This window comes from Streptomyces sp. NBC_00461 (assembly GCF_036013935.1).
Classification (GTDB): domain Bacteria; phylum Actinomycetota; class Actinomycetes; order Streptomycetales; family Streptomycetaceae; genus Streptomyces.
This window is the reverse complement of record NZ_CP107902.1, coordinates 1,278,895-1,304,233: the sequence shown is the minus strand read 5'-3', so window position 1 is coordinate 1,304,233 and position 25,339 is coordinate 1,278,895. Positions and strand designations below refer to the sequence as shown.

Annotated in this window: 23 protein-coding genes and 1 pseudogene; 9 read left to right on the top strand and 15 right to left on the bottom strand. The window is 69.7% G+C overall.

From position 1 onward, the window contains the following. Positions 1-14: 14 nt before the first annotated feature. Positions 15-2,324, bottom strand: coding sequence for a beta-L-arabinofuranosidase domain-containing protein (locus OG870_RS06460; RefSeq protein ID WP_266586436.1), 2,310 nt, complete (start codon positions 2,322-2,324; stop codon positions 15-17). Between the two features lie 987 nt (positions 2,325-3,311). Between OG870_RS06460 and OG870_RS06450 the strand changes: the two genes are divergently transcribed. From OG870_RS06450 to OG870_RS06435, 3 genes are all read left to right on the top strand, one after another. Next, positions 3,312-3,497 (top strand): hypothetical protein, encoded by a 186-nt coding sequence (locus tag OG870_RS06450; protein ID WP_266588667.1) that lies wholly within the window; start codon positions 3,312-3,314, stop codon positions 3,495-3,497. A gap of 481 nt (positions 3,498-3,978) precedes the next feature. Then, on the top strand, positions 3,979-4,764 hold the full coding sequence (trpC, locus tag OG870_RS06440) for an indole-3-glycerol phosphate synthase TrpC (RefSeq protein WP_266586438.1): 786 nt from the start codon (positions 3,979-3,981) through the stop codon (positions 4,762-4,764). Positions 4,765-4,857: 93 nt separating this feature from the next. Beyond that, positions 4,858-5,421 (top strand): MBL fold metallo-hydrolase, encoded by a 564-nt coding sequence (locus tag OG870_RS06435; protein ID WP_266527130.1) that lies wholly within the window; start codon positions 4,858-4,860, stop codon positions 5,419-5,421. Positions 5,422-5,994: 573 nt separating this feature from the next. Here the strand turns inward: OG870_RS06435 and OG870_RS06430 are convergent. The 14 genes and pseudogenes from OG870_RS06430 to OG870_RS06365 form a co-directional block, all read right to left on the bottom strand. Continuing rightward, positions 5,995-6,852: a WD40 repeat domain-containing protein gene (locus OG870_RS06430; protein ID WP_266586440.1), complete on the bottom strand. Its 858-nt coding sequence runs from the start codon at positions 6,850-6,852 to the stop codon at positions 5,995-5,997. A gap of 26 nt (positions 6,853-6,878) precedes the next feature. Beyond that, a pseudogene (locus tag OG870_RS06425) lies at positions 6,879-7,358 on the bottom strand (SDR family NAD(P)-dependent oxidoreductase); the annotation flags it as partial. Positions 7,359-7,467: 109 nt separating this feature from the next. Continuing rightward, the gene (locus tag OG870_RS06420) at positions 7,468-8,319 is read right to left on the bottom strand and encodes a fumarylacetoacetate hydrolase family protein (RefSeq protein WP_266527124.1); all 852 of its coding nucleotides are present in this window, start codon (positions 8,317-8,319) and stop codon (positions 7,468-7,470) included. Next, positions 8,316-9,371: an aldo/keto reductase gene (locus OG870_RS06415; RefSeq protein ID WP_266841647.1), complete on the bottom strand. Its 1,056-nt coding sequence runs from the start codon at positions 9,369-9,371 to the stop codon at positions 8,316-8,318. Before OG870_RS06415 ends, OG870_RS06420 begins: the two co-directional genes overlap by 4 nt. A 35-nt stretch (positions 9,372-9,406) precedes the next feature. After that, positions 9,407-10,444 (bottom strand): sugar kinase, encoded by a 1,038-nt coding sequence (locus OG870_RS06410; protein ID WP_266841648.1) that lies wholly within the window; start codon positions 10,442-10,444, stop codon positions 9,407-9,409. Beyond that, positions 10,441-11,085 (bottom strand): bifunctional 4-hydroxy-2-oxoglutarate aldolase/2-dehydro-3-deoxy-phosphogluconate aldolase, encoded by a 645-nt coding sequence (locus OG870_RS06405; protein ID WP_266923283.1) that lies wholly within the window; start codon positions 11,083-11,085, stop codon positions 10,441-10,443. Before OG870_RS06405 ends, OG870_RS06410 begins: the two co-directional genes overlap by 4 nt. Further along, on the bottom strand, positions 11,070-11,831 hold the full coding sequence (locus OG870_RS06400) for an SDR family oxidoreductase (protein ID WP_266586444.1): 762 nt from the start codon (positions 11,829-11,831) through the stop codon (positions 11,070-11,072). Before OG870_RS06400 ends, OG870_RS06405 begins: the two co-directional genes overlap by 16 nt. Then, positions 11,828-12,871, bottom strand: a complete 1,044-nt coding sequence (locus tag OG870_RS06395; RefSeq protein ID WP_266586446.1) for a zinc-dependent alcohol dehydrogenase — start codon at positions 12,869-12,871, stop codon at positions 11,828-11,830. Before OG870_RS06395 ends, OG870_RS06400 begins: the two co-directional genes overlap by 4 nt. Next, complete coding sequence (locus tag OG870_RS06390) at positions 12,868-13,770, bottom strand: amidohydrolase family protein (RefSeq protein WP_266586448.1); 903 nt, start codon at positions 13,768-13,770, stop codon at positions 12,868-12,870. The genes OG870_RS06395 and OG870_RS06390 overlap by 4 nt, the downstream gene beginning before the upstream one ends. Before the next feature lie 50 nt (positions 13,771-13,820). Then, positions 13,821-14,168: an L-rhamnose mutarotase gene (locus OG870_RS06385; RefSeq protein ID WP_266586450.1), complete on the bottom strand. Its 348-nt coding sequence runs from the start codon at positions 14,166-14,168 to the stop codon at positions 13,821-13,823. Further along, positions 14,165-16,186 carry a hypothetical protein gene (locus tag OG870_RS06380; RefSeq protein ID WP_266586452.1) on the bottom strand — a complete coding sequence of 674 codons (2,022 nt, stop codon included), beginning with the start codon at positions 16,184-16,186 and terminating at the stop codon, positions 14,165-14,167. Before OG870_RS06380 ends, OG870_RS06385 begins: the two co-directional genes overlap by 4 nt. Before the next feature lie 105 nt (positions 16,187-16,291). Continuing rightward, positions 16,292-17,197 carry a carbohydrate ABC transporter permease gene (locus OG870_RS06375; protein WP_266527103.1) on the bottom strand — a complete coding sequence of 302 codons (906 nt, stop codon included), beginning with the start codon at positions 17,195-17,197 and terminating at the stop codon, positions 16,292-16,294. A gap of 73 nt (positions 17,198-17,270) precedes the next feature. Beyond that, on the bottom strand, positions 17,271-18,185 hold the full coding sequence (locus tag OG870_RS06370) for a carbohydrate ABC transporter permease (protein WP_266586454.1): 915 nt from the start codon (positions 18,183-18,185) through the stop codon (positions 17,271-17,273). Then, positions 18,182-19,549, bottom strand: a complete 1,368-nt coding sequence (locus OG870_RS06365; RefSeq protein ID WP_266586456.1) for an ABC transporter substrate-binding protein — start codon at positions 19,547-19,549, stop codon at positions 18,182-18,184. Before OG870_RS06365 ends, OG870_RS06370 begins: the two co-directional genes overlap by 4 nt. Positions 19,550-19,920: 371 nt before the next feature. Between OG870_RS06365 and OG870_RS06360 the strand changes: the two genes are divergently transcribed. The 6 genes from OG870_RS06360 to OG870_RS06335 all read left to right on the top strand — a co-directional run bounded on the left by OG870_RS06360 (position 19,921) and on the right by OG870_RS06335 (position 25,187). Continuing rightward, positions 19,921-20,715 (top strand): FadR/GntR family transcriptional regulator, encoded by a 795-nt coding sequence (locus OG870_RS06360; RefSeq protein ID WP_266527097.1) that lies wholly within the window; start codon positions 19,921-19,923, stop codon positions 20,713-20,715. An 826-nt stretch (positions 20,716-21,541) separates the two neighbouring features. Next, complete coding sequence (locus OG870_RS06355; RefSeq protein ID WP_266527096.1) at positions 21,542-22,843, top strand: dicarboxylate/amino acid:cation symporter; 1,302 nt, start codon at positions 21,542-21,544, stop codon at positions 22,841-22,843. Continuing rightward, positions 22,840-23,553: an aspartate/glutamate racemase family protein gene (locus tag OG870_RS06350; protein WP_266841650.1), complete on the top strand. Its 714-nt coding sequence runs from the start codon at positions 22,840-22,842 to the stop codon at positions 23,551-23,553. Before OG870_RS06355 ends, OG870_RS06350 begins: the two co-directional genes overlap by 4 nt. A 97-nt stretch (positions 23,554-23,650) precedes the next feature. Continuing rightward, on the top strand, positions 23,651-24,337 hold the full coding sequence (locus tag OG870_RS06345; RefSeq protein ID WP_266527094.1) for a GntR family transcriptional regulator: 687 nt from the start codon (positions 23,651-23,653) through the stop codon (positions 24,335-24,337). A 291-nt stretch (positions 24,338-24,628) separates the two neighbouring features. Continuing rightward, positions 24,629-24,943, top strand: a complete 315-nt coding sequence (locus OG870_RS06340) for a DUF6400 family protein (protein WP_266527093.1) — start codon at positions 24,629-24,631, stop codon at positions 24,941-24,943. Continuing rightward, the gene (locus OG870_RS06335; protein ID WP_266527092.1) at positions 24,930-25,187 is read left to right on the top strand and encodes a hypothetical protein; all 258 of its coding nucleotides are present in this window, start codon (positions 24,930-24,932) and stop codon (positions 25,185-25,187) included. The genes OG870_RS06340 and OG870_RS06335 overlap by 14 nt, the downstream gene beginning before the upstream one ends. The last annotated feature ends 152 nt before the right edge of the window (positions 25,188-25,339 follow it).

Sequence of the window (25,339 nt, the reverse complement as noted above, 5' to 3'; positions counted from 1 at the left end):
GATCGGCGGTCGCATCAGCGGACCAGGCGTACCTCGCGCAGCCGGATCGTGGTTGCGGAGCCAACCGCTTCGAAACGAATCTCGGCGGTCCCGGCACCATGGTTCGCGTCCAGCGGGAGTACCTGGGAGATCTCCTCGCCCTCGGGATGCGACAAGGGCGTGAGCGTGGCCAGCACATGGCCGTCGACCAGCACGCGGGTCGATCCGGCACCGGGGTCCGAGAGGTGGGTCACCTGCAGGCCGGTGGCTGTGCCGTCCGCGTCTGTCAGGCGGTAGGACCACCATCCCGTGGCGGCCCGCCACCTCTGCCCGTCGGTGAGGCCCGACCACGTGTCCCGCCCCTCGAACCGGTGGTCGCTTTCGGGCTGTTGCTCGCCGACGGCAACGGCGTCAACGGTGCGGTCGTGCAGCGCGAGTGTCGCCGCGTCGGCCGCGCGCAGCTCCGCCCGCCGCTCGCGCAGCCGCTCCGGTTCCGTCAGGGGGAAGTAGAGGTGGTAGCGGGATTCGTGGATGCCGGCGAACGGGACGAGGGTGACGGACTCGCCCGCTCGCGCGTCCACGTGCTCCAGAGTGAACGCCAGCCGGTCCGGGGCGAGTCGGCGTACGCCGGCCGCCGGATCCGAGGCGCTCGGAGCGAGCACGACGGGCAGGTGCTCCAGGGGGCGCAACGGGCCGTCGGCGACATGTCCCATCCTGGAGTCGTCGGCGAACAGCCCGACCAGGTCGTTCCGGTCGCCCTCGGCCGCGAGGACGGTGGGCCCGAAGCGGAACGACACCCACGGCGAGCCGTCGGGGAGCAGCTCGGCGCTGATGCGCGGACGAAGCGGCATGGTGATCGTGTCCCCTTCGTGCCACGCCCGCTCCAGTCGCACGTAGGTCAGAGGCTGTCCGCCTGCTCCGCGGCGCGTCGTGAGCGGGGCGGGTCCGTCCTCGGGCGGTGCACCGTTGATACGGACCTGTGGCGTCCCTTCGTGCCAGCTGGGGACGCGTACGTGGATCGCCATCGGGGTGGTGGGAACCCCGCGTACGACGAGTTCGACCTCGTGGTCGTAGGGGGCCGTCCCGGTCTGCTCCAGCACCAGGTTCTGTTCGGGCAGGCTGAGGCGGGAGGCGATGAAGAGGTTGACGAACACGTCGCCGCCCTCGGCGGTGTAGACCAACTCGCCGTACTTCGCGTGGTTTTCCAGCCCGGTGCCGACGCAGCACCAGAAGCAGCTCTGGGGGGTTGACACCACGCGGTAGTGGCCCGGTCGCACCGGTGTGAAGTACACCAGCCCGCCCTTGGGATGCAGGGACGACAGGATGTGGTTGACCGTCGCGCGCTCGTAGTGGTCGAGCACCTCGGCGTCCGGCTCTTCGAGGAACAGCGCGCGGCTCAGCTTGAGCATGTTGTACGTGTTGCAGGTCTCGGGGCCCTCCGGCGACTGGAATGCGGAGCTGAAGTCGTCGCGGGGGTGCAGGTGTTCGCGTACGGAGTTGCCGCCGAAGGAGTACGTCCGGTGCCGGGCCATGGTCTGCCAGAAGAACCGGGCGGCGTCCCGCAGGCCGGGGTCGCCGTCGACCTCGCCGAGCCGCTGGTATCCGACGGCCTTGGCGATCTGGGTGTTGGCGTGCATCCCGTCGAGGACGTCGCGGTGCTCAGTCAACGGGCCGAGCAGGGAACGGTCGAGGAAGCGCCGCGCCAGGTCGGCGTAGCGGTCCGTGCCGGTGACGTCGGCGAGGTCCGCCAGGACCTCGCACATCCCGCCGAACTCCGTGCGGAGCATGGCTTCGTGGGTGTCGTCGTCCATCCCCGCCGCCAGGTGGTCCCACCAGTCGGCCAGCCGTCGGACGGCGGTCAGCGCCAGGTCCGAACCGGTGTGCCGGTGCGCGTCCAGCAGGCCCGCGAACAGCTTGTGCAGGTTGTACCACGGCACCCAGGCGCCACCGAGCTCGAACGAGTCCCGCTCCACCTGCCCCGCGGCGACCCGCTGCCACAGCCGGGCGCCGTCGGGAATGCCCCCTACGTAGCCGGTGCCCAGGGCGTCCTGGCACTCGACGATGCCCTCAACCAGACGTTCGACCATGGCCTTCGGCCGGGGATCGTCCGTCACCGCGCTCATGAGAGCGGCACCCGACACGGCGTGCCCGACGGTGTGTCCGTCGAGACCCGAGTTCTCCCAGTTGCCGTAGGACTCGGCAGTCGGCGGCAGGCCGGCCTCGCGCCGCAAGGGCGCCAGGAGCCGGTCGGTGTCGAGAGACAGCAGGTAGTCGAGAGCGGTGGCCTGTGCGTCCAGGAACGGGCCGGGGAGAAGGCGTACCGCGCTGCGGGGGAGCGACTGCATGGGTGGTGCTCGTCTTCCTTCGTTCGAAGCGTGCGGGCCTGCGGTGGAGAGGATCCCGACCGACCGTGCGACTGCTCGATACCGGTCGACCGGGGCGAGCCGTCGTGGTCTGAAATCGGTCGCCGCCGCGTGGCCATGCTCTCGCGTATCCGCGCGAGGCGATGAGGAGCTTCGCAGTGGGCACGGAAGGTGTCTGCTCCCGCTCGTCCTTGGTGTAGCGGTAGTAGACCCCGTTGTGCTTGATCACGGCCGAGTCGTTCACTGCGTACCCCGGATCGTGCCAGATGCTGGGCTCGCTGAAGGTGCGGAAGTCCGAGGTGGTGGCGTACAGCATCCTGTTGTACGTCGTGCCCGTGTGATCGGGGTCGTCCTCCGCGAAGAGTTTCGAGGCCCAGAAGACGACGTACGTGCCGAGTTCGTCCGCGTAACAGGCTTTCGGCGCCCAGGTGTTGCCGGCGTTGTCGGGGGACACCTCGACGAGGCGCTCGTCGGTCCAGTTCACCAGGTCGGTGGAGTCCCAGACGACGATGGACTTGCTGCCGGCGCGCTCGGCTCTGTCCCAGACGCTCTCCCCGGAGTCGTGGTCCCCGCCGGACGTCCGCAGATCAGTGGCGATCAGATGGAAGCGGTCGCCATCGGGGGAGCAGATCACGAACGGGTCGCGTAGTCCCCGGGTGCCGACGCCGGAGGCCAAGACGGGCTCTCCGCCGTTCAGTTCCCGGTAGCGCAACGGGTCGTTGCCGTGGCTCAGTGCCATCCGGATCCGTTCGTCGTCGGCTGACGGGTTGCCGACGAAATAGACGAGCAGATAGCCGACGTGGACCGGTCTCGGCTGATACACAAACGCTCCTGAGTGTGGTGGAGGGGAGGGCAGGCCGGGGGAGCGGGACAGTGGCCACGGATGCCCCTGCTGCGTACACTCTGCTCCGGCCTGCGGCGCGGCTGGGGCTACGTGCCCGTCGGCAGGGAGACCGTGATCGGGGTGCGTTGCCCGGCGCCGAGGGAGATGTTCCGCGCCTGCGGGCCGAGCACGGAGGGCCGACCTGCGCGGAGGTGGTGACGGCCGTGATGCCTCGGCGGCTGATCAGCGTGACGTCCTGGGTCCGGCCCGAGGTGACGGTCGGGTACGCGTCGATGATCTGGGCCGGTGTGTCGCCCGCGGTGACCCAGTAGTCGACGCGCCCGCCGCCGTCGGCGGTCCACCGGGTGGTGTCGGAGCCCAGCTCGACGCGGCCGGTGGCGGGGTTGTTCCACAGCAGTCCGTAGCCGCGCGAGGAGTACAGGAAGGGGATGGCGGCCGCGGTGTTGAGCTGCACCAGGTCGATCACACAGCCACATCCCGCACGACAGACGTGACCTGCGTCTCGAACTGCCCGCTCACGGGGCGGCCCTGGTGCGCCTGACCCCGCCCGGTACACCCGCCTGAGCCGGACCGCGGCCGTCAGGCAGGTGTACGAGCCGGACTCCAAGATCACGACCCACTTCACGGACCATCCGCGAGAAGTTCAACTTCCGCGCCCCGTGGCCGGCCGGTACGCACGCCATGATCGATCCGAATAACCTTCTTCGTGCACCACTTGGACGTGGGTGATGCACGGCCTCACTCAAGCCGGGGGACGTCCGCAGCTGCAGACGATTCGACAGGGAGATGACGATGAGCGTACTTGATGGGATCCTTGAGGGAGTTCGCGAGGACTTGGAGGAGCGCAAGCGTGCGACGCCGTTGGCGGAGCTGCGCTCCCGGGTCGCGGACGCGGCACCCGCGCTCGACCCGCTGCCCGGTTTCCGCGCGCCCGGGGTGTCCATCATCGCCGAGGTGAAGCGAAAGAGCCCCAGCAAGGGCGCGCTGGCGGACATTCCCGACCCTGCGTCCCTCGCGGCCCAGTACGCGGCCGGCGGTGCCGCTGCGATCAGCGTGCTCACCGAGAGCAGGCGTTTCGGCGGCTCCCTCGCCGATCTGGACGCCGTACGCGCACGGGTCGATGTGCCCGTCCTGCGCAAGGATTTCATCGTCGACCCCTATCAGCTGTGGGAAGCCCGCGCGCACGGCGCCGATCTTGCGCTTCTCATGGTCGTGTCGCTGGACGACGGTCAGCTCGCCGACTTGATGGGGCTGTGCAAGGAGTTGGGTCTCACGCCGCTCGTGGAGGCGCACACGGCCGACGAAGTGCGGCGCGCTGTCGCTGCGGGAGCCGAGCTCCTCGGCATCAATGCGCGGGACCTGACAACGCTGGACGTGGATCGCAAGGTGTTCGCCGACCTCGTGACGGGCATCCCCGAAGGCACGGTCAGGGTCGCGGAATCGGGAGTGACCGGCCCGAAGGACGTAGCGGAGTACCGCGGTTGGGGAGCCGAAGTGGTGCTGGTCGGCGAGGCGCTGGTCCGCTCGGGGGACCCGAGCACCGCCGTACGCGCATTCATCGAGGCAGCCGGGGCGTAGAGGGGCGTGCCCGGTTCCCGTTCCGGTTCCGGCTGCGCCGGAGGCCGGGTCGTCCTCAGCCGTTCGCACGCACCCCTACCCGAGGAGCCCCCCGTGACCGCTGCCTTCCACGTCCTGACCACCGGTTACGCCGACGAGCGGGTGGCCGGTACCGTCACTCTGCTCGTCGACGGCGCGACGGTCGCGATCTCCGATCCCGGCATGGTCGCGGACCGCCGACTCATCCTGGACCCGCTCGCGCAGCACGGACTGAACCCCGAAGACGTCACCGACGTGATCTTCAGCCACCACCACCCGGACCACACGCTGAACGCGGCCCTGTTCCCCGAGGCCCGCTTCCACGACCACATGGCGATCTACCAGAACGACATCTGGGAGGACCGCGATGCCGACGGCTACCAGCTGTCGCCGTCGATCACGCTCATGACGACCCCGGGCCACACCGCCGAGGACGTCAGCACCCTGGTCAGGGCCACCGAGGGCCTGGTGGTCCTGACCCATCTGTGGTGGACCTCCGAGGGACCCGCCGACGACCCCTTCGCGCCCGACCGCGAGCAACTGCGGGCGGCCAGGGAGAAGGTCCTGGCCCTCGGCCCGGCGCTGATCGTGCCGGGACACGGGGCACCGTTCGTGCCGTCGGCGTCGACGCCCCTCTAGCCTGCCTCCCACCTTCGTCCACGCGGTCCGGCGGACGAGATCGCCCGCGCATCGCGGTACGAACCCTCGCCGAGGCCGACTTGCCTCCGTTCCAAGGCCACTTGACGGGTCACTTGGTGACGGCGGGAAGTCGGCGTCCGAGCCGTCGCGGACATCGCGCCGTGCTCAAGGGCCGGTCGTAGACCTCCAGGTTGCGGATCGAAGCCCAGGCGCCACTGGCCGGATCGTCTCGGCATAGCAGCGGGGTTGCCCCCATGAGAACCGGCAGGCGTCCCTCCCACGCCGATTGATTTCCGTCATCGAACCGGGGTGCCGATCAACGCCGTGCACGGAAAAGTAGGCCTCGCCAGCCCGGACCACCCGGCGTCGACCACGCTGGGCGGCCCGGTGAGCGGGCACCAGGCGCCCGACGGCGGCACGCTTCCCCCCTGTGCCGGCCGTCGGGCCCGTGGCCTCCGGCCGCACACCCCCCTGTGCCGCCGGAGGCCCTCACCCACTTCATGGATTACGCCGTCCGTTCCTCCCGTCCGGGCGGGCACAGCGCAAGGGCCCTTCCCGCCGTGGCCCTCTGCCTCACCCGGCTCGGCACACTCGCCGGTACGGGGCGTCCGGCACGTACGTGTGCCACTGGGCGCGGCTGGGCCCCGGCCCGCCCGCGCGGGCGCACACGCGGGACAGGGCATGTGCGGGGTCGATGTCGTAGCGCTGGAGCGGGACGTGGGCGCTGCCCGCGTACAGGGTGGTGCCGTCGGGGCCGAACGCGAGGGTGTACACGGCCTCTCCGGGGGTGGTGAGCAGTCCGCCGATCGGCTGCCCCGTGGGCACGTCCCACAGTTGCAGGCCGCCGTTGTCCCCGCCGACCGCCAGGGTGCGTCCGTCGGGGCTGAAGGCGAGGGCCGTCACCGCTTCGAGACAGCCGTCGAGCGGGGGCTGGAAGGTGCTGGGCAGCATTCCGGTGCGGTGGCGCAGGTCCCCGTCCCACAGGATGACCCGGCCGGTCCGGTCACCGGCCGCCAGCCGTGAGCCGTCGGGGGCGAAGGCCAGGGCGCCGAGCGGGCTGCCATGGACGAGGTCCGCAGCGGCCCCCCGCCAGCTCGGGGGCCGGGACACCGCGCTGTCGCCGACGAGCAGCCGTCCGTCGCCGCGGAGCGTCGGAACCTGCGCGGCCGGGCCTGCCGGCACGGCCACGCGCCGTCGGCTGCGGGTGTCCCACACCTCGTCGAATATGCGGTCGGCGGCTGTCAGACGCGTGATGTGCAGGGTGCGCCCTAGCGGGCCGAGAGCGGCCCCGACCACCGGTGCGCCGGGCAGGTCGAGTGTGCTGACAACGCGCTTGTGCGGCAGGTCCCAGACGGTGAACGGCTGGGTGCTCACCATGTTGCCGGGCGCCGAGACGCCGTAGCCGAAGCGGGTGCTGTCCGTGCTGAACACGAGGAGCGGCTCCGTCTCGTCCGGTGGGCGAGGGTCAGCGAGAACACAGCCCCCTTGCTCGCCGAGTACAGCGCGCGCTGCGGCAGACCCGTGGTGGTGACGATGGAGCCGAGGTTGACCACCGAGGCGTGGGCGGATCGGCGCAGATACGGCAAGGCGGCCCGGGTGGCACGGACGAGCCCGAGCACGTTGACGTCCAGGACGCGGTGCCACTGCTCGTCCGGGTTGTCCTCGATGCTGCCGGTCGCACCGATGCCGGCGTTGTTGACCAGGATGTCGATCCCGCCGAGTGCCGCGGCCGCGGCGTCGACCGCCGCGCGTACGGAGGTGTCGTCGGAGACGTCGGCGGTGAAGCCCCGTAGCGGTTCTTTCAGCGATGCGGGGTCGAGATCGAGGACGGCGACCCGCGCGCCGCGCTCCGCGAGCAGGGACGCGGTGGCAAGGCCGATCCCGGAGGCGCCTCCGGTGACCAGTGCCGTGAGCCCTTCGAGGTCGGTAGTCGTCATGCCTGGGATTCCTCTTGGTGCATGGTGAAGTGGTCCTCGTGACCGTCGGCCGAGGTCCACGACACCACGCGGGCGGAGGACTGGTCGGAGCCGGGGATCACGGCGCCCTTCACGCGTTGATGAACGTCTGGCGCTGGGCGCCGAGGCCGTCGATGGACAGCTCGACCGTGTCGCCCTCGCGCAGGTACGGGGTGCCGGGCAGGCCGAGGGCCACGCCGGCCGGGGTGCCGGTGTTGATGACGTCGCCGGGGCGCAGCACCATGTACTGGCTGAGGTACCAGACCAGGTATCCGACCTCGAAGATCATGTTCTTGGTGTCGCCGGCCTGCCTCGTCTCACCGTTGACGGCCAGTCGCAAGCCGAGCGCCTGCGGGTCGGCGACCTCGTCCGGCGTGACCAGCCAGGGCCCCATCGGGTTGAAGGTCTCGCAGGACTTCCCGAGGTCCCACTGCCCCGAGTACTCCAGCTGGAACTCACGCTCGGAGACGTCGTGGCTGATGGTGTATCCGCCGATGTGGGCCACCGCCTCGTCCGGGCTCGTCAGGTAGCGGGCCTCCCGGCCGATCACGACCGCGAGCTCCACCTCCCAGTCGGTCTTCACCGAGCCGCGCGGGATCAGCACCTGGTCGTACGGGCCGATGACGGTCGCCGGGTCCTTCATGAACACCACCGGCCGCTCGGGGACGACCGCACCGGTCTCCGCCGCGTGGTCGCGGTAGTTGAGGCCGACGCACACCAGCTTGCCCGGGCGGGCGACGGGCGCGCCGATGCGCAGCCCGGCCGGGTCGACCTCGGGCAACTGCCCTGCGGCCAGCGCAGCCGCGGCTCTTTCGGTCCCGCCGGTGGCGAGGAACTCCCCGTCAATGTCACCGGTCAGCTCCGCAAGGGCGAATATGCGTCCGTCCTCGCCGAGGACTGCCGGGATTTCCTCTCCCGTTGCCCCGATTCGAAGCAGTTTCACAGGGACTCCCCTCTAGATATCGGATGAAATTGCGGCGTCGCGACCATAGGAGTCGGCGCAACCCGAGAACCCGAGCTCGGTACGTCGGCTCTGATCAGGCCTTCGGCGCGGAGATGGTCCCAGAGGCCGGCGGGGACGGGCCGACGATGGAGCTCGGCGTTGCGTTCGACCTGTTCGGCGGTTCGCATGCCGAGGGTGACGTTGACGACGCCGGGGTGGGTGTGCGGGAAGGCGATGGCGGCGGCGGGCAGCGTGGTGCCGTGCTGCTCGCAGACTTCGGCGATGGCCGACGCCCGGTGGACGAGGTCGACCGGGGCGTCCTGGTAGTCGTACTTCATGCCCTCGGCGGGCCGGTCGCGGGAGAGCAGTCCCGAGTTGAAGACACCCACCGCGACGACGCTCTTGCCGAGGTCCTGCGCTGCGGGCAGGACGTCGTCCAGCGCGGACTGGTCGAGGAGGCTGTAGCGCCCGGCGAGCATCACCACGTCGGCGGCGGTCTCTCGCAGGAAGCGGGCGAGCATCGCCGACTGGTTCATGCCGGCGCCGATCGCACCGATCACACCCTGGTCGCGCAACTCCGCGAGAGCGGGCATGGCCTCCTCCGCGGCCTGCCGCCAGTGGTCGTCGGGGTCGTGCAGGTAGACGATGTCCAGCCGGTCCAGGCCGGTGCGCTGCAGCGTGTCCTCGATGGAGCGGAGTACGCCGTCGCGGCTGAAGTCCCACTGCCGGCGCAGGTCGTCGCGGACGACGAAGCCGTCGGTGTCGACCCCGCGTGGCTCCTCGTTGGGCACCAGCAGCCGGCCCACCTTCGAGGAGACGACGTACTCCTCTCGGGGACGGCCTTTCAGAGCGGCGCCCAGGCGTCGTTCGGAGAGGCCGAGGCCGTAGTGCGGTGCGGTGTCGAAATACCGCAGGCCGGCCTCCCAGGCCGCGTCGATGGCAGCAGTTGCGTCGGAACTCGGGGTGACGCGGTACAGATTGCCGATCACCGAGGCGCCGAAACCGAGCTCGGTGACCGCGACCGGAGTGTTCTGGATCTTCCGGAGGCGCAAGTGATGCTCCCTGTTGGTACGGGTGGAGACGCCGGTCAGCGTCTGACAGCAGCGGAGGCACCCGCGATCAGTGCCTCGACCTCGGCGAGCGAGGCCATGGAGACGTCTCCGGGCGTGGTCATGGTGAGCGCGCCGTGGGCGGTGCCGTAGGCCAGGGCGCGCTCCAGGCCGGTGCCGCCCAGCAGGCCGTGGATCAGGCCCGCGGCGAAGGCGTCACCGGAACCGATGCGGTCCAGGACCTGCAGCCCGGGCATCCGCGGGCCGCTGACGAAGCCGGTCTCCGCCGACCACGCGGCCGAGGACCAGTCGTTCACTCCGGCCGACGGGACCTCACGCAGGGTCGTCGCCAGCACCTGCGCGCCGGGGAGCAGGCCGGCCACCTCGGCGAGCGCGTCCGCCACCTCGTCGGCCCCGACGCGCGCCTGTCCCGGGTACGCCCCGGCCAGGCCCAGGGCGCCCACGACGACGTCGGCGTACCGGGCGAGCCGCAGATCGACCTCGCGGGCCCGCTCCGGTCCACCGCGGCCGGCCCAGAGGCTCGGGCGGTAGTTGGGGTCGTAGGAAACCGTGACACCGTGACGGCGGGCCGCCGCCATCGCCTCGTCGGCGACATCCACCGTGGTGTCGGACAAACCCGCGAAGATGCCGCCGGTGTGGAACCAGCGCACCCCCGCCCCGAACACCGCGTCCCAGTCCACGTCCCCCTTGCGGAGCTGGGAGACGGCGCTGTGCGCGCGGTCGCTGACCCCGAGCGCGCCCCGGATACCGAAGCCGCGCTCGACGAAGTTCAGGCCGTTGCGGGCGGTGCGGCCGATGCCGTCGTCCGGCACCCAGCGAATCAGCGACGTGTCGACACCGCCCTGCAGCATCAGATCCTCGACAAGCCGGCCCACCGCATTGTCGGCGAGCGAAGTGACGACGGCCGTGCGCAGGCCGAAGCAGCGCCGCAACCCGCGTACCACGTTGTACTCACCGCCACCCTCCCAGACCTGAAAGGAGCGGGTGGTGCGGATCCGCCCCTCCCCCGGATCGAAACGCAGCATCACCTCACCAAGGGCCACCACGTCGATCACGTCGTGCTCCTCTCCACCGCGTCGGCCGTCAGGCGGCGGATCTCCGCGTAGTCGCCCTTGTCGAGATGGGCGACGGGTGCCATCCAGCTGCCGCCCACCGCAAGGACCGCCGGCTCGGCGAGATAGCCGGCCATGCGGGAGGCGTCGATCCCGCCGGTCGGCACGAAACGCACGCCCGGGAACGGCGCCGCCAGCGCCCGCAGCGCACGCAGGCCGCCAAGGGATTCGGCGGGGAAAAGCTTGACGGTGTCGAGGCCCGCCTTCAGGGCACGCATCAACTCGGTGGCGGTGGCGATACCCGGCACCACGGGCACCCCCAACTCCCGGCACCTGGCGACGACGTCCTCGTCGAAGCCGGGCGAGACCACGAAACGGGCCCCGGCCGCCACCGCCCCCTCCGCCTGCTCCGGCGTGAGGACCGTGCCCGCCCCCACGGCCAGCTCCCCATGCGCCGCCATCGTCTTGAGCACCCGCTCGGCGCCCGGCGTGCGGAAGGTGACCTCGGCACACCGCGCGCCACCCGCCGCGAGCGCGTCGGCCAGCGGGTCGGCCGTCGCCGTGGACGGCACGGTCAGCACCGGCAGCAGACGGGCTCCGGCCAGCACGCCGGCCAGGTCGGCGCCGGTCACCGGCCCAGCCATCCGCCATCGACGGGCAGCACCACGCCATGCACGTAGGCCGCGGCGTCCGAGGCCAGGAACACCGTCGCACCCGCCAGGTCATCGGCGTCACCCCAGCGGCCGGCCGGAATCCGCTCCAGGATCGCCCTGCTGCGCACCGGGTCGTCCTGCAACGCCTGGGTGTTGTCGGTGGCGATGTAACCCGGGGCGATGGCGTTGACATTCACCCCGCGCCCGGCCCACTCATTGGCCAGCGCCTTCGTCAGACCCGCGATGCCATGCTTGGCCGCGGTATAACCGGGCACCGTGATACCGCCCTGGAAACTGAGCAGCGACGCGGTGAAGATGACCTTCCCCCGGCCGCGGGCCACCATCGCCGCACCCACCGCCCGGGTCAGCGCGAACTGCGCACTCAGGTTGACCTGGAGCACCAACTCCCAGTCCGCGTCACTGTGTTCGGCCGCCGGAGCACGGCGGATCGTGCCCGCATTGTTGACCAGGATGTCCACCGGGCGTTCGCGCCCGGCCAGGTCAGCGCCCAGCGCGCGTACTGCGGCGGGGTCGGCGAAGTCGGTCCGGATCGCCTCGAATGTGCGGCCTGCGGCGAGGACGTCCTTCTCCACCTCGCTGCCGGACTCCTCCAGCGAGGCACTCACACCGATCACGTCCGCACCCGCCCCGGCCAGCGCGCGGGCCATCGCCCGGCCGATACCCCGCCGCGCCCCGGTGACCACGGCAAGCTTCCCCGTCAGGTCGAAGGCGGTCATACGGCCAGTCCCTGCGCGTCGTCGGTGCAGTCCACCAGGATCTTCATCACGTCACCGCCGCCCTCCAGCGCCTCGAACGCCGCCGGCGCCTCGGTCAGCGGGACCACCTTGCTGATCAGCCGCTCGGCCGGAACCGTGCCGTCCGCGACCAGCACCACCGCCCGCTCGAAGTCGGAGCGGTCATACAACCGGGCGCCGATCAGGGTCAGTTCGCGCCAGAAGAAGCGGTGCAGGTTCACCTCACGAGGCCGCGGATGAATAGCGACCAGGCAGAGCCGGCCGCGCACGCCCAGCACGTCCACCGCCGTGTCCACGCCGCCCGCCGCACCGGACACCTCGAACGCGACATCCGCACCCGCATCCCGAGTCCACTCGCCGACCAGGGCGCCGATGTCGTCCGCGGCCGGGTCCCAGACGGCAAGCCCCAACTCCTCGGCCAGCAGACGACGGTGAGCACTCAGCTCCACCACCCGCACCTCGGCACCCGCCGCCCGCGCCACCAACGCAATCAGCACACCCACCGGCCCGCCACCGACCACCACGACCTTTTCACCCTCGGCGACCTTCGCCCGGCCCACGTCGTGCACAGCCACCGCCGTCGGCTCCACCAGCGCGGCCCGGTCCAGAGCAAGTGAGCCCGGCAGCCGGATCAGCGTCGAGGCGGGCACCGTCCAGCGCTGCTGCATCGCACCCGGGGAGTCGATACCGATGAAGTCCAGGCGCTGGCAGATGTGCTGGTGCCCGGCCTGGCAGGCCGGGCAGGTGTCGTCCCAGCGCAGCGGCATCACCGTCACGGCGTCACCGGGCGCCCAGCCCTCCACACCCGGCCCGACCCGCACCACCCGCCCGGACATCTCATGCCCCAAAACAGCGGGCGTCTGGACCCGCGCATCCATATCGCCGTGGAAGATGTGCAGATCGGTACCGCAAATCCCCACGTAGGCGGGAGCCAGCAACACCTCCCCGGGACCCGGCTCCGAGAACTCGACCGGAGCCGTGTCCAGGGTTCGGGCGGCCATGTAGCGGGCAGCAAGCGTCATCGTGATCCCAAGGTCCGTTCAGTACGAGTGAGGCGGTAGAAGGTGGTCGCGGTGCCCGCGAGAATCGCCGAGGTCTCGTCGGCGGAAGATCCGTCGAGCAGTTCGTCCACCGTGGCGGCCCAGCGGTTCCAGCCGCCCGCGAGGTTCGCCACCGGCCAGTCGGAGCCGAACATCAGGCGGTCGGGGCCGAAGGTGGAGAGCAGGACGTCCCACACCGGGCGGATGTCGTCGACGGTCCACTTGTCGTGGTCCGCCTCGGTGATCAGGCCAGACACCTTGCAGACCACGTGCTGGTGTGCGGCCAGCAGGCGCAACTGGCGTTCCCAGTCGGCCAGTTCACCGTCGGCGATCGACGGCTTGCCGGCGTGGTCGAGCACCTGGGGCAGGTCCGGGAACCGCTCGGCCAGCCGGATCGCCTGGTCGAGCTGGTGGCTGCGGACCAGCACGTCGTAGCAGAGCCCGCGGTCCCGGACCGCCGTCAACCCGCGTTCGACATCTGGGCGTTGCAGCCATCCCGGATCCGTCTCGCCCTGCACGAGATGACGCAGGGACCGCAAATACGTACCGCCGGGCCCGGCGAGAAGTCGGTCCAGCACCTCACCGATCGCCGGGGACGTCAGGTCCGCCCAGCCGACCACGGCCCCGATCAGCGGCTCCCGCTCCGCGCGCGCCAGAAGGTCCTCCGTCTCGGGCACCTCCGGTACGCACTGCACGACCACCGTGCTGTGCAGACGGCGGCCCGCGATGGGCCGGGTGGCGGTGGTCCGCAGGTCGCCAGGGGTGAAGGTGCGGTTGATCGTTGCCAGGGCGGGGTCGTCGAGCCAGGTCTGCGGACGCTGGTCGAGGTCCCACAGGTGGTGGTGGGCGTCGATGAGGACGGGTGTGGGGGATGGAGTCATGATGGAGTCACGGCGAGGTTCCAAATCGGGTCGGTCAGGAGCGGGCCAGGTCAGACGGTGGCGTCACCGGGCGGCGGGCTGAGGTGCCAGATCTCGGTGAGTTCCGTCCACTGGCGTGAGTCGCCCCGGTCGGGCCAGGGTTCCTGGCAGGGGTCGGTGAGTTTCCACCACTCCTGGGTCTCGGGGTCGGCTTCGAGGGTGGCCATGTCGGCCTCGAAGTCGTCGCCGTGATACTCCAGGTAGGCGAACAGCACCTCACCGTGGAGGAAGATCCCGAAGTTGCGGATCTGCGCCCGGTGCATGGCGGCTTCGACTCCGGGCCAGACGGCGGAGTGGAGTTCGAGGTATTTCTCCCGGTGCTCGGGCCGGAGTCTGATGGTTTGGGCGATGCGCTTCATGCGCTGTCTCCCCCCGTGTTCTCATCCGTGCTCGGGACGGACTCGTCGGCCGGGGTGTCGAACGGGGTGCGGTAGCTGGGGGTGTTGGCACGGAGGTCGAGGCGCAGGACGAGCTTGATCCGGGTGGACGCGGGCAGACGCACCGTCAGGAACGGGCTGTCGCACGGCAGTTCCGCCTCGGTGACGACGGGCTCGGTGTGGCCGTAGTCGTACATGTCGCCGATCCAGCCGTCGTCCGCGGTCGTGTAGCGGACGGCGGTGATGGTGTGCTCGGCGAAGGCGCCCGCCTGGACGATCACCGTGCGGTCCGTCTCGGGGGCGAGGTTGACGAGTTCGACGGTGGTTGCCTCGGGGTCGATGGAGGTGACCAGCGCGGCCACGTCCTGCGGCAGTCCGGCGCGGCGGGCCTCGGCGTCGTGGTAGCGCAGCCGGGCCTGCTGCAGGCCGCCGTTGTAGAGCACCTGGGGGCCGCCCCAGGTGAGCTGGACGAGGGCTTCGGTGGCGACGGGGTTGGACTGCTGCCACACGTGGATGTCGGCCTCGGGGACGTCCAGGTCGCGGTAGCGGTCGATGCGCTTGAGGCGGTGGCGGATCTGGGCCTGGGCGGTGGCGAGGATGCGTTCCGGGTAGTCGGGGTCGTCGCCGGCGAGGAAGGCGAACCATGCCTTCTCGTGCCCGGACTCCTCCTTGGCGCGGAACGGCCGGACGGTGCGCCAGTCGATCCCCTCGGCTTCGCGCAGTCCCTCCAGCCGCTTGCGGTCGGCGTCGGAGGACGAGTGGTGCCACAGGGCCACCGGTACGGGCGGGGTGGCGGGGTTGTAGTCGAACCAGCCCGTGTCGTTGCGCCGGAACGGAAGGTGGAGCGTGGGCGTGGTGACGTCCGGGCCGAGCTCGACCCGCCACTTGGAGGGCAGACTGGAGTCGGCCTCGGTGTGGGGCATCACCTTGCCGCGGGCGATGAGGGCGTCGAGCGAGGTACGGACCATGGACAGGTAGTCGTCGTCCCCGGTGACCGTCGCCGCCGCGAGTGCCGCCACGCAGGCCGCGCTTCCGATGCTGTGCCAGCCGTGCGGCCAGGACCAGCCGTAGTGGCCGCCGTACCAGCGGCCCTCCAGCAGGCTGCCGACGACCCCGTCAGGGCCGACGTTGTCGGGGATGAGACCGTCGTTCGCCTCCGTGCGCTCACGCCAGGCGCCCACGTACTCGACGATCCAGTCGCGGTAGCGGTCGTCGCCGGACAGGATCCAGGCGTTGAGGGCCAGTCCGGCCGCGCCGAGGTTGAGCGCGGTGTCTCCGACGCCCATCCGGTCGCGCATCTGCGCGCCCAGACGCGGATCCGCCGAGAGCGGGAACGGACCGCCCTCCGCCTCGGGGATCCACTCCAGCGGATACCCGTAGGTGTCGGCCTCCTTCTGCAGCCAGGGGTACACGTCGCCGTCGAAGAGGCCCGTGCGGTCGGGGTCGCTGCCGTTGTGGGGGCGGGTGATGATGCGGTGCTCGGGGTCGTAGTTGCCCTTGGCCGGGTCGACGTACAACTCCGCGAAGCGCAGGGCGCGTTCGGACCAGCGGTCCGGGGCGGCCATGCACAGGAAGAAGAGCAGGAGCAGGCTCTCGCCCTGGTGGAACCAGTCGTAGCCGCGTTCGTACTCGTCGCGCAGCATGTCCAGCTCGGTCAGCTGCTTCGTCACGCCCTCCCAGTGCTTCTCACTGGCGGGGAGTAGATCGTCGGCGCCGCCGAGGAGGTACAACTGGGGCCAGTTGAAGAACACTTCGTAGAAGTCGTCCACACCGTCGCGTGAGGTGAGCGGCTGGGTGTAGTTCAAGCGTCCGTCCGGGCCGGTGAAGTCACGGTCGAAGCGGCGCCAGGAGTGGTCGAGCAGGTCGAACAGGGCTCGCTGGGACACGGCCCAGCCCGGTGGTTCGAGCACCGGTACCTGGGCCTGGACCTCGGATGGTGCCGGCCGGCCGGCGGCCGCAGCGTCGTCACCCGACGTGCTGTCGGAAGGGCTGAAGGGCATGGCGAGGTTCTCCGTTCGGGGCGGCGGCGCGGAGCGCGCGCCGGGTACAGCGGGCGGGTGGACGGGCGTCGGCTCGGGGCGTCATGCCGGAGCCGTCGGCCCGGCCTACTCCTTGGTGGCGCCGGCGAGCATCCCGCTGACCAGGAAGCGCTGGGCGAAGAGAAAGACGACGAGCACGGGTGTGATGGCCACCAGCGTGGCCAGCGCCAGCTGCGGACGCTCGATCGCGGTCGTGCCGACGGCCGGGTTGAAGGACGGCACATTGCTGAGCAGGCTGCCGACACCGACCTGGATCGGCATCTGGCTGCTCTCGGGGAGCATCACGTACGGCAGGAAGTAGTTCGTCCAGTTGGCGACGAAGCTGAAGAAGCCCACGAGCGCGATGACCGGTGTCGCCAGCGGCAGCGCGATGTGCCGGAAGACGCCGAACTCCGAGCAGCCGTCCATCCGTGCCGCCGCCAGCAGGTCCTTCGGTACGGCGGTGCTGAAGTAGATGTACGTCAGGTACACGCCGAACGGGTAGAACGAGTACGGCAGGATGATCGACCACATCGAGCCGATCAGATGCACGGCGTTGACCTCAAGGAACAGCGGCACCACCAGCGTGGCGGTCGGCATGAGCATCACGACCAGGGTCGCGACCAGCAGGCTGTGCCGGCCGCGGAACTCCGTCATCGCCAGGGCGTACCCCGCCGGAATGGTCACGCACAGGGTGATGACCAGCGAGATCACCGCGTAGAGCGTGGAGTTGCCCAGCCACTGCATGATGGCGTTGTCCTGGAACCCCGTGAGGGCGTCCCAGTTGGCCTTGAAGGCGTGCCAGGAGCCGATGGACAGCGGGTTGCCGTGGACGAGCTGCTGGTCGGTCTTGGTCGCCGCGAGGACGAGCCAGAGCACCGGCAGCACGAAGAACACCAGGAAGACGACCAGGAAGGAGCCGGTCAGCAGGCGGGGCACCAGGTTACGCGTGGGACGCCGCCGCGCAGGGGCCTGGAGATGTGTTCGGCTCATGAAACCTGGTCCCTGTTTCGTGGGTGGTGTGGCGGCCGCCGGTCCGACGGCGGTCTGTCCGACGGTGGTGGTGTCAGTCGGCATCGAAGAACCCGGACCGTGCGACGAAGATCCCGGCGACCGACACGCTGACGACGAGGAGTTCCACCGACACCGCGGCGGCGCCGTTGATGTTGTTCATCTGGAAGGCGAAGTCGTACGTCAGCTGGTTCAGCGAGTAGTCGCGTCCGGCGACGCCCACGCTGGCGAGCGAGAGCAACTGCGGCTCCACGAACAGCTGGGCACCGGCCGCGAAGGCCAGGATCACCATGTACACGATCCACTTGCGGAGCATCGGGATCTGCACGCACCATGCGGTCTGCCAGGCGTTCGCGCCGTCGATGTGCGCGGCTTCCATGACGTCCTTGGGGATGTTGTTGAGCGCGCCGTACATGACGACTATCCAGCCGCCCGCCCCGGTCCAGAACGCGATGATCGTGAACAGCAGAGCCAGGTTGCCCGGCGCGATGACCTCACCGAAGGTGTGGAATCCCAGCGTGCCCAGCAGTGAACTGACCGGGCTCACCGAGGGGTCCAGCATGAACAGCCACACCAGCACACTCGCGGCGCCGGCGAGGGCTCCGGGGATGTAGTAGAGGAAGCGCAGACTCTTGCTCGCGACGCCCGAGGAGAGGCGGTGCAGCAGCAGCGACAGGCCGACCACGAACACCACGAGTGAGACCAGCCAGAACAGGAGGTACACCGCGACATGGCCCACGGCATCCATGAAGCGGAAGTCCTGCGCCGTGGTGATGAAGTTGCTGAAGCCGCTGAACGTGCCGCCGGCGTTGGTGAACGCGAAGTAGACGGCGTACCCGGTGGGCAGGACACCGAACGCGATCAGCAGGATCACGTAGCCGGCGACGAAAGCGATGCCGGCCCGGCTCCGCCGGTCGGTGCCACGGGGGCGCCGACCGGCAGAGCTGGTCGAGGAGTTGACGACCGTCACTGGGAGACCTTGTATCCGTTGGACTTGGCGTACTTGACGATGGAGTCCTGCCACGCGGGCAGCTGGGATTCGATGGTCTTGCCCTGGGTGATGGCGGGCTTGACGGTGGCGGCCCAGATCGCCTCCTGGCTGAACTGGCCGGAACCCCACTCGGGCCAGACCTGGGAGGACCCGGTCTTGAGCGCGTTCAGGTCGCTGGCGAAGTAGCCGGCGGTGCCCTGACCCTTCAGCCAGACCTCGGCCGCGGGCGCGTAGGCCGGGTAGCCCGGCGCCTTCTCACCCTGGTAGGCGTTGTCGGTGGTGACCCACTTCAGGAAGTCGGTCGCCGCCTTGATGTGGGTGGAGTGCTGGGACAGCAGCCAGGTACCGCCGCCGACGTTGCCGGTGGAGGTCGAACTGTCTCCCTGCCACTGCGGGATCGGAGCCGCCGCGATCTGCTTCGCCGGGACCTTCAGGGTGTCGCGGAAGACCGCGCCGCCGAACCAGGCCGGGCCAGGCATGAGCAGGACCTTGTCGGCCTCGTTCTTGCCGAAGTCGGTGCTGAAGACGCCGCTGATGGACATGGACTTGTTCTTGATCAGCACGTCCAGGAGCTTGGCCATCTTGGTGCAGGCCTCGCTGCTGGTGTTCACCGAGACGGCCTTGGGGCCGGTGATGTGGTTGGCGCCGCACTTGCTCGCCCACAGGTAGATCTCGGGGGTGAAGGAGTCACCGGCGTCACCCACTAGGTAGCCGGGGTGCTCTTTGGCGACCTTCTCGCCGATCGCCTGGAACTCCTCCCAGGTCGTCGGCACGGAGTAGCCGAACTTCTTCAGCAGCGGCGCGTTGTACCAGAGCACCGCCTGGGAGAGGTCGTTGCGCAGGCAGTAGACCTTGCCGTCGACCGTGCAGACGTCGTTGGCGCCCTTCGCGAACTGCCCCAGGGTCGCGTCGTCGACCAGGCCCTTGTTGAGCGGTGCGGCGAAGCCGGCGTCGACCGCCCAGCTGGCCTCGTTGTTCTGGGAGCTGAAGACGACGTCCGGCCAGCCCTTGCCGGTGCGGTTGAACAACTGGACCTTGGTCTGGAGGTAGTTCGAGCCGTTGGCGTCACCGTCGTAGCTGACGATGTTCAGCTTCACCTCGGGGTGCAGCTTCTGGTACAGCTTCGCGGCGTCCATGCGGGTCGCGTCAACCCAGACGGTCAGCGCGCCGTCCTTCTTCTGCGGCGCCTGAGCGAAGCCGTCCTTGCTCGTCGCCGCACCCGTCGTGCCACCGCCGCAGGCGGTCAGGGTCAGCGCCGCGGCGGCGGCGCCGGCGGCCAGCAGCGCCGCGCGCCTCTTGCCGGACACTCTCTCCCGGCCGGACGAAGGCTTGTTGACGGTCATGTGCGACTCCACTGCTTGTACAGGGCGCCCCGAGACGGGCAGGTGGCGCGAGGAATGGGCGACACCTGGCCGAACCGGTCGGGCGTCGGATACCGCGGCGGCCGTTCCGCATGCCGCTGCGGAAGAAATTAGGCGCCTTATCGAGGGGGCCGTCAAGGGTTTGTGCGGCCTTCTTCTCATCGATTTGCGAGTGATGACGCAACGCGATGGCCTTAAATTCCTGATAAGTCACCCTATGTAGGGATGGAAGATCGGGCTCCACGATGTGGATCTACTTGCCAAATGAGTACGACTCATTGATGCTTGCGCTACGATTACCGCGGCTCAACAGCGATAAGCCGCAGAGTTGCGTCAGCCAGGAGGCAGGACAGATGAACGACACGCCCGCGGCCCAGGCGGCCTTGCCGACGCAGGCACCCACCGTTGCGGCGGCGGTGAACGGCGCGGACGAGCGGCGTGACTACCGGCCCGGCTACGAGATCGTGGCGGAGCGGATCCTTGAGTTCATCGCCGAGTCCCGTCTGGTGGCGGGCGATCGGCTGCCCACCGAGAATGATCTGGCCCAGACTCTGGACACCAGCAGGGCGGTGGTGCGGGAGGCCGTGAAGATCCTTTCGGCGCTCGGCCGGGTCAAGGCCCAAAAGGGCCGTGGACTGTTCGTCGCGGACGACGAGGGCATGCTCATCACCAGTCGCTGGGGCGGCTTCTTCCGCCCCGTCGACCTCGATCACGTACTCATGCTGTTCGAGTTCCGCAGGGTTCAGGAGATGGCCGCGAGCAGTCTGGCCGCCACCCGTGCCACGCCCGCCGAGCTGCGGACCATCGAGGTGGCCATGCAACAGTGCCGCCACGGGTTCGTCCACGGGCAGGTCGAGGAATTCAACCAGGCGGACGAGGACTTCCACATGTCCGTGGCCGCGGCCTCGCACAACACCTTCCTCGTCAGCGCCGTGCGTGACGCGCGACGACTGCAGCGGCAGTCCAGCGCGATCGGGATCCACGACTCGCTCGGCGAAGGCACCGAGTCCGCGGTCGTGGAGCACGAGGTGATCTACCGGGCCATTCGCGACGGCCGGCCCGACGAGGCGGCCGAGGCCACGGCGGCACATCTCGACAGGACGCTGGAGGAGTACCGGCGGGAGATCCAGCGCCGCCTGTTCGGATAGCGCTCAGGGTCGGAACCCCCTCAGGCAAGATCCCCAACGGGGACAACCCGCGGGCAGCCGGGTCGCCCGCGCGATGACCCGAGCTGCGGGGGAGTGAACCCACGGTCGTGGGCCACGTCCGCTTGCTCCTGCCAAGCGATGCCATGCCAAGGGATGCCGAGCGGCCGTTGCGCAATGCCTGCGTTTGAGGACGCAGGTCGATTCGGTGTGGTGCCCCTGGCTTGGCGGCGGCACTCCCGGTAGGCCCGTGCTTCCCATGCCGGGTCCAGTCCGTGCAGATGCCGGTGCGACCGGTTGATCACGCCGCTGCGTTCGGCGACCGGTCGCCACGGTGACCATGAGCAGGCGTACGTCCCTGCCCGAGTCGTCCAGGGTGCCCGGCGGGCAGGGACGCGCGCCTGACAGCTCCGCGCCGCCCGATTCGGTCCGATCTGGTCCGGCCCGGTCCGGTCCGGAAGATCGTCTCTACCGCGAACGAACTTCTCCGCGGCTACCTCGTGTGCACGCCGTAGTAGCCGGTGGCCGGAACCCCTTTGTCCCCGACGAGTTCGTGCTCGACACGCCTGGCGGGTGCCATCTCTGCTTCTCCGCCCCTCGTCATAGCCGCCGGCTTCTTGCGGCGTGCCGGGTGCGGAACCCCAAACCCCCGGAACGCCCGGAACCCCCTTGACAGGTGTCTGTTCTGAGGACCAATCTACTGGCCAATACGCAGAGCGCAATATATTGGATACCCCAGGAGGTAGCCATGGCCGCACCACACGCCCCAGCCGCCAGCCCCGGCACCCGCACCGCGCCCCGTCGAGGACTTCTGCGGCGATGTCTTCGGATGCCGATCGGCGTTCAGTCGATCATCGCCGTCGGCCTCGGAGCCCTGATCGGCTCCCTCGCGCCGAACGCCGGCGAGCAGATGAAAATCCTTGGCGACGTCTTCCTCAACCTGGTCCAGGTCGTGGTCCTGCCGCTGGTGTTCCCGCTCATCGTGCTGGGCATCGCCCGCATGGAGTCGGTCAAGAAGGTCGGCCGGATCGCGGGCAAGGCCATCCTCTACTTCGAACTCGTCACCACGGTCATCCTCCTGATCGCGGTGGGCCTGGCCAAGTTCACCGGCATCGGCAAGGGTGCCCCCGTCCATGGGGCTGACGCCAAGGACCTGAGCGGTCTGGGCCAGGGCATCGACTTCCACGCGCTGGTCCTGAACGCCGTACCCAAGAACATCTTCGCCGCGTTCGGCGAGGGCAACCTGCTCGGCGCGATCGTCTTCGCGCTGTTGGTGGGCGTGGCCATGGCCGCGGTCGGGGAGAAGTCCGCCCCCTTCGCCTCCGTGCTGGAGTCCGTCGCCGCAGTGATGTTCAAGGTCGTCGGCTACGTCATCCGTGTCGCGCCCCTGGGCGTTCTCGGATTCATCTCCTACGACGTCGCCCACTACGGCTTCGCCAACCTGCGCAGCCTCGCCGGCTTCATCGCCGTCGTCTACGCGGGCCTGGTCATCGTGATCGGCGTGCTCTTCCCCCTCATCGCCGCGATCTTCCGCATCCGCTACGTCGAACTGCTGAAGTCCATCGCCAATCTGGCGGGGATCGCCTTCGTCACCCGTAGTTCCGAATCCGTCCTCGCCCCGCTCATGGTCAAGCTGGAAGCCTTCGGGCTGAGCCGGTCCACGACCTCGTTCGTCGTCCCCCTCGGCTACTCCTTCAACACCGACGGCTCCGTCCTCTACCAGGCCACCGCCCTGGTCTTCCTGGCCAACGCCTACGGCGCGGACACTTCCCTGCCCGCCCTGCTCCTCATGGTCGGCGTGCTCGTCATCCTCTCCAAGGGCATGGCCGGCGTCGCCTCCGCCTCCGTCGTCGTCCTCATCGCGGCCGGCAACAGCATCGGGCTGCCCGCCGAGGGCATCGCCCTGCTCCTCGGCGTGGACTTCATCGTCGACATGGCCCGCACCGGTGTGAACGTCGTCGGCAACTCGCTCGCCGCCGCCGTCGTCGACAGTTCCGAGAAGCGGCGCGAGGTCAAACATGGCTCCGGCGAGACCGCCCACGAAGCCGACGAGGCGGCCGCACCCGGCGACGCCGCCACCAGCCCCGAGCCGTCGCTGGAACGCACCCTCCAGAAGGACACCGCGCAGTGACCAGCCCGACCGGCACCACGGAGGTCATCGGCATCCTGGGCGGCATGGGACCGGCGGCCACCGCCGACTTCTACGCCAAGCTGGTGTCGATGACTCCGGGCCACAGCGACCAGGACCATCTCAGAACGGTCATCTGGTCCGATCCCACCATCCCCGACCGCACCGAGGCCCTCCTCGGCAACGGCACGGACCCCACCCCCTGGCTCCTCAACGGCAGCCGCGTCCTGCGCGAGGCCGGCGCCACCGTCATCGCCATCCCCTGCAACACCGCGCACGCCTTCGTGCCCCGCATCGCCGACCACGTCGGCCTGCCGATCGTCCACATGATCGGCGAAGTCGCGCGCCATCTCGCCACCCTGCGGCCGACCGTCCGCACCGCGGGGCTGCTGGCCACCACCGGCACCGTCCAGGCCGGCCTCTACCAGGAATGGCTCGACCGCTACGGCATCCGCCTCGCCCTGCCCGACCCCACCAGCCGGCAGGACGAGGTCATGGCCGCCATCCGCGCCGTCAAGGCCGGCAAGAACGGCGCGGCGACCGCACCCCTCGCCGACGCCGCACTGCAGCTGACCGGACAGGGCGCGCAAGCCATCATCGCGGGCTGCACCGAGATCCCCCTCGGCCTGCCCGCCGACGCCGTCGACGTCCCCCTCATCGACCCGGCGGTCATCCTGGCCCGGGCCCTCGTCCGCCGGGCCCGTGCCGCATGAGGAGCTGCATGAGGAGCCGCATGAGAAGGAGGGCAGGCGAGTCGAAGTGAGAGCGAGGCGGATGGACCGGGATCGCAAGCGATGTATCGTACGCAATATGTCACTCGACAGTCCTGTCTCCCGCCGCCTCCTCAGTGACGAGGTCTTCGACCGCCTGCGCGACTCCATCGTGCGCGGCGAACTCGTCCCGGGAGAGAAGGTGAAGGACGGCGAGCTCGCCGAGCGTCTCGGGCTCAGCCGCACCCCGGTGCGCGAGGCGCTCGCCCGGCTCGCCGACATCGGCCTGGTCGAGGCAAAGCCGGGTGTCTACACCCGCATCACCACCCTCAACCGCCGCGACGTCGGAAAGACCCTCGCCGTCCTGCGCTCCCTCGACCAACTCGCCATAGAGACCGCCGTACCGGTCATGACCGAGCAGGACCTGAAGCGCATGCGCGACGCCAACCGCGCCTTCGAACAGGCCGTCGCCAGCAACGACACCACGGCTGCCCTCGCCGCCGACGACCACTTCCACGCCGTTCCGATCACGGCGGCGGACAACCCCGTACTCAGCCGGATCGTCGATCAGCTCCACCCCCAGATCCACCGCATCCTCTACCGCAAGTTCTCCACCCTGCTCGGCGGCCGCAACACCATCGAGCACCACGACCAGCTCGTCGACGTCTGCGCCACCGGCAACGCCCGCGCCGCCGCCGAACTCTCCGGACAGCACTGGTCCGAACTCGGCGGACACATCAACCAGCTCTTCGACACCAACCAATTCGCGGACGAGCCGACCGCCTGAGGGTCGCCGAGGGCGCTGGAGCCAGGCGCCTGCAGAAAGGGACGTGGGCCTGCGCCGCAGCGTGTTCGAGGGATCCGCACTGAGCCGCATCCGGTGCGTCGGCCAGGGGATCGGGCCGAGGTCCGCAGAGGGTCCTCTTCCCGGCGCGTATCCGTGCTGCGCGGGGAACGCGCCCGGCTCCACCCGGCAAGTACGGGTAGCCATCGCGCGTCGCCTGGGGACGCGGGGCCTGCTGTGACTTCTCCCACCTGCTCTTGCCGGGGCGAGAAGCACTTGCCTACGTTCGGTCGCATGCCCTCCCATGGCCGCGCCGTCCCAGGCGAACCGGACGAACCCGCCGCGCAGAGCACGCCCGCGGCGGACCGCCCCGACCCGTTCCCGACGGTCGACCTGGACGTCGACCTCAGCTCCCATGAACTGCTCCGGCGGGTTCATGTCCTGGACGCACTCGGACCCGACTGGGACCCCGTCGCCGCGCTGCGCGGCGAGGAAGCGGCGTATGAGCTGCTGTATTCCGGCCTCAGCGCCGAACAACAGCGCATGTACGACGAGCTGGTCCTTGCCGGTGTGCTGCCGCGGAGAGGGGGCGGCGATGCTGCCGATTGACCCGCAGGCGGACATCGGGCGTCGCGCCTGGGTGGCCTGCCCGAACTGCGACGACCGTCGCGGGTGCGCCACCTGCGAACAGGGGCGCACCTGTTCCGAGCACTGGCGCTACCTGCTTTCCCACGTCGGCAGCCTGCTCCACCTGCAGTGCCGCTCGTGCACCCACATCTGGACACATGAGACCCACTTCGGCGCCACCCGCTCCCGGTGGGAGCGCATGACCAGCGGCCTGCGACGAACATGATCGTTTACCGCGCGGCCGACTCGGTGAGCCGGGCCGTCGGTGCCACCGCCGGCCGTGGCCGGTGAGGCCGGACGGCGGATCGGCGCCCGCTTTCGGATGATCTCACCGCCTGCCGTCGGGGACGGCAGGTCGCGTTGCCCGAGGATCGCGTT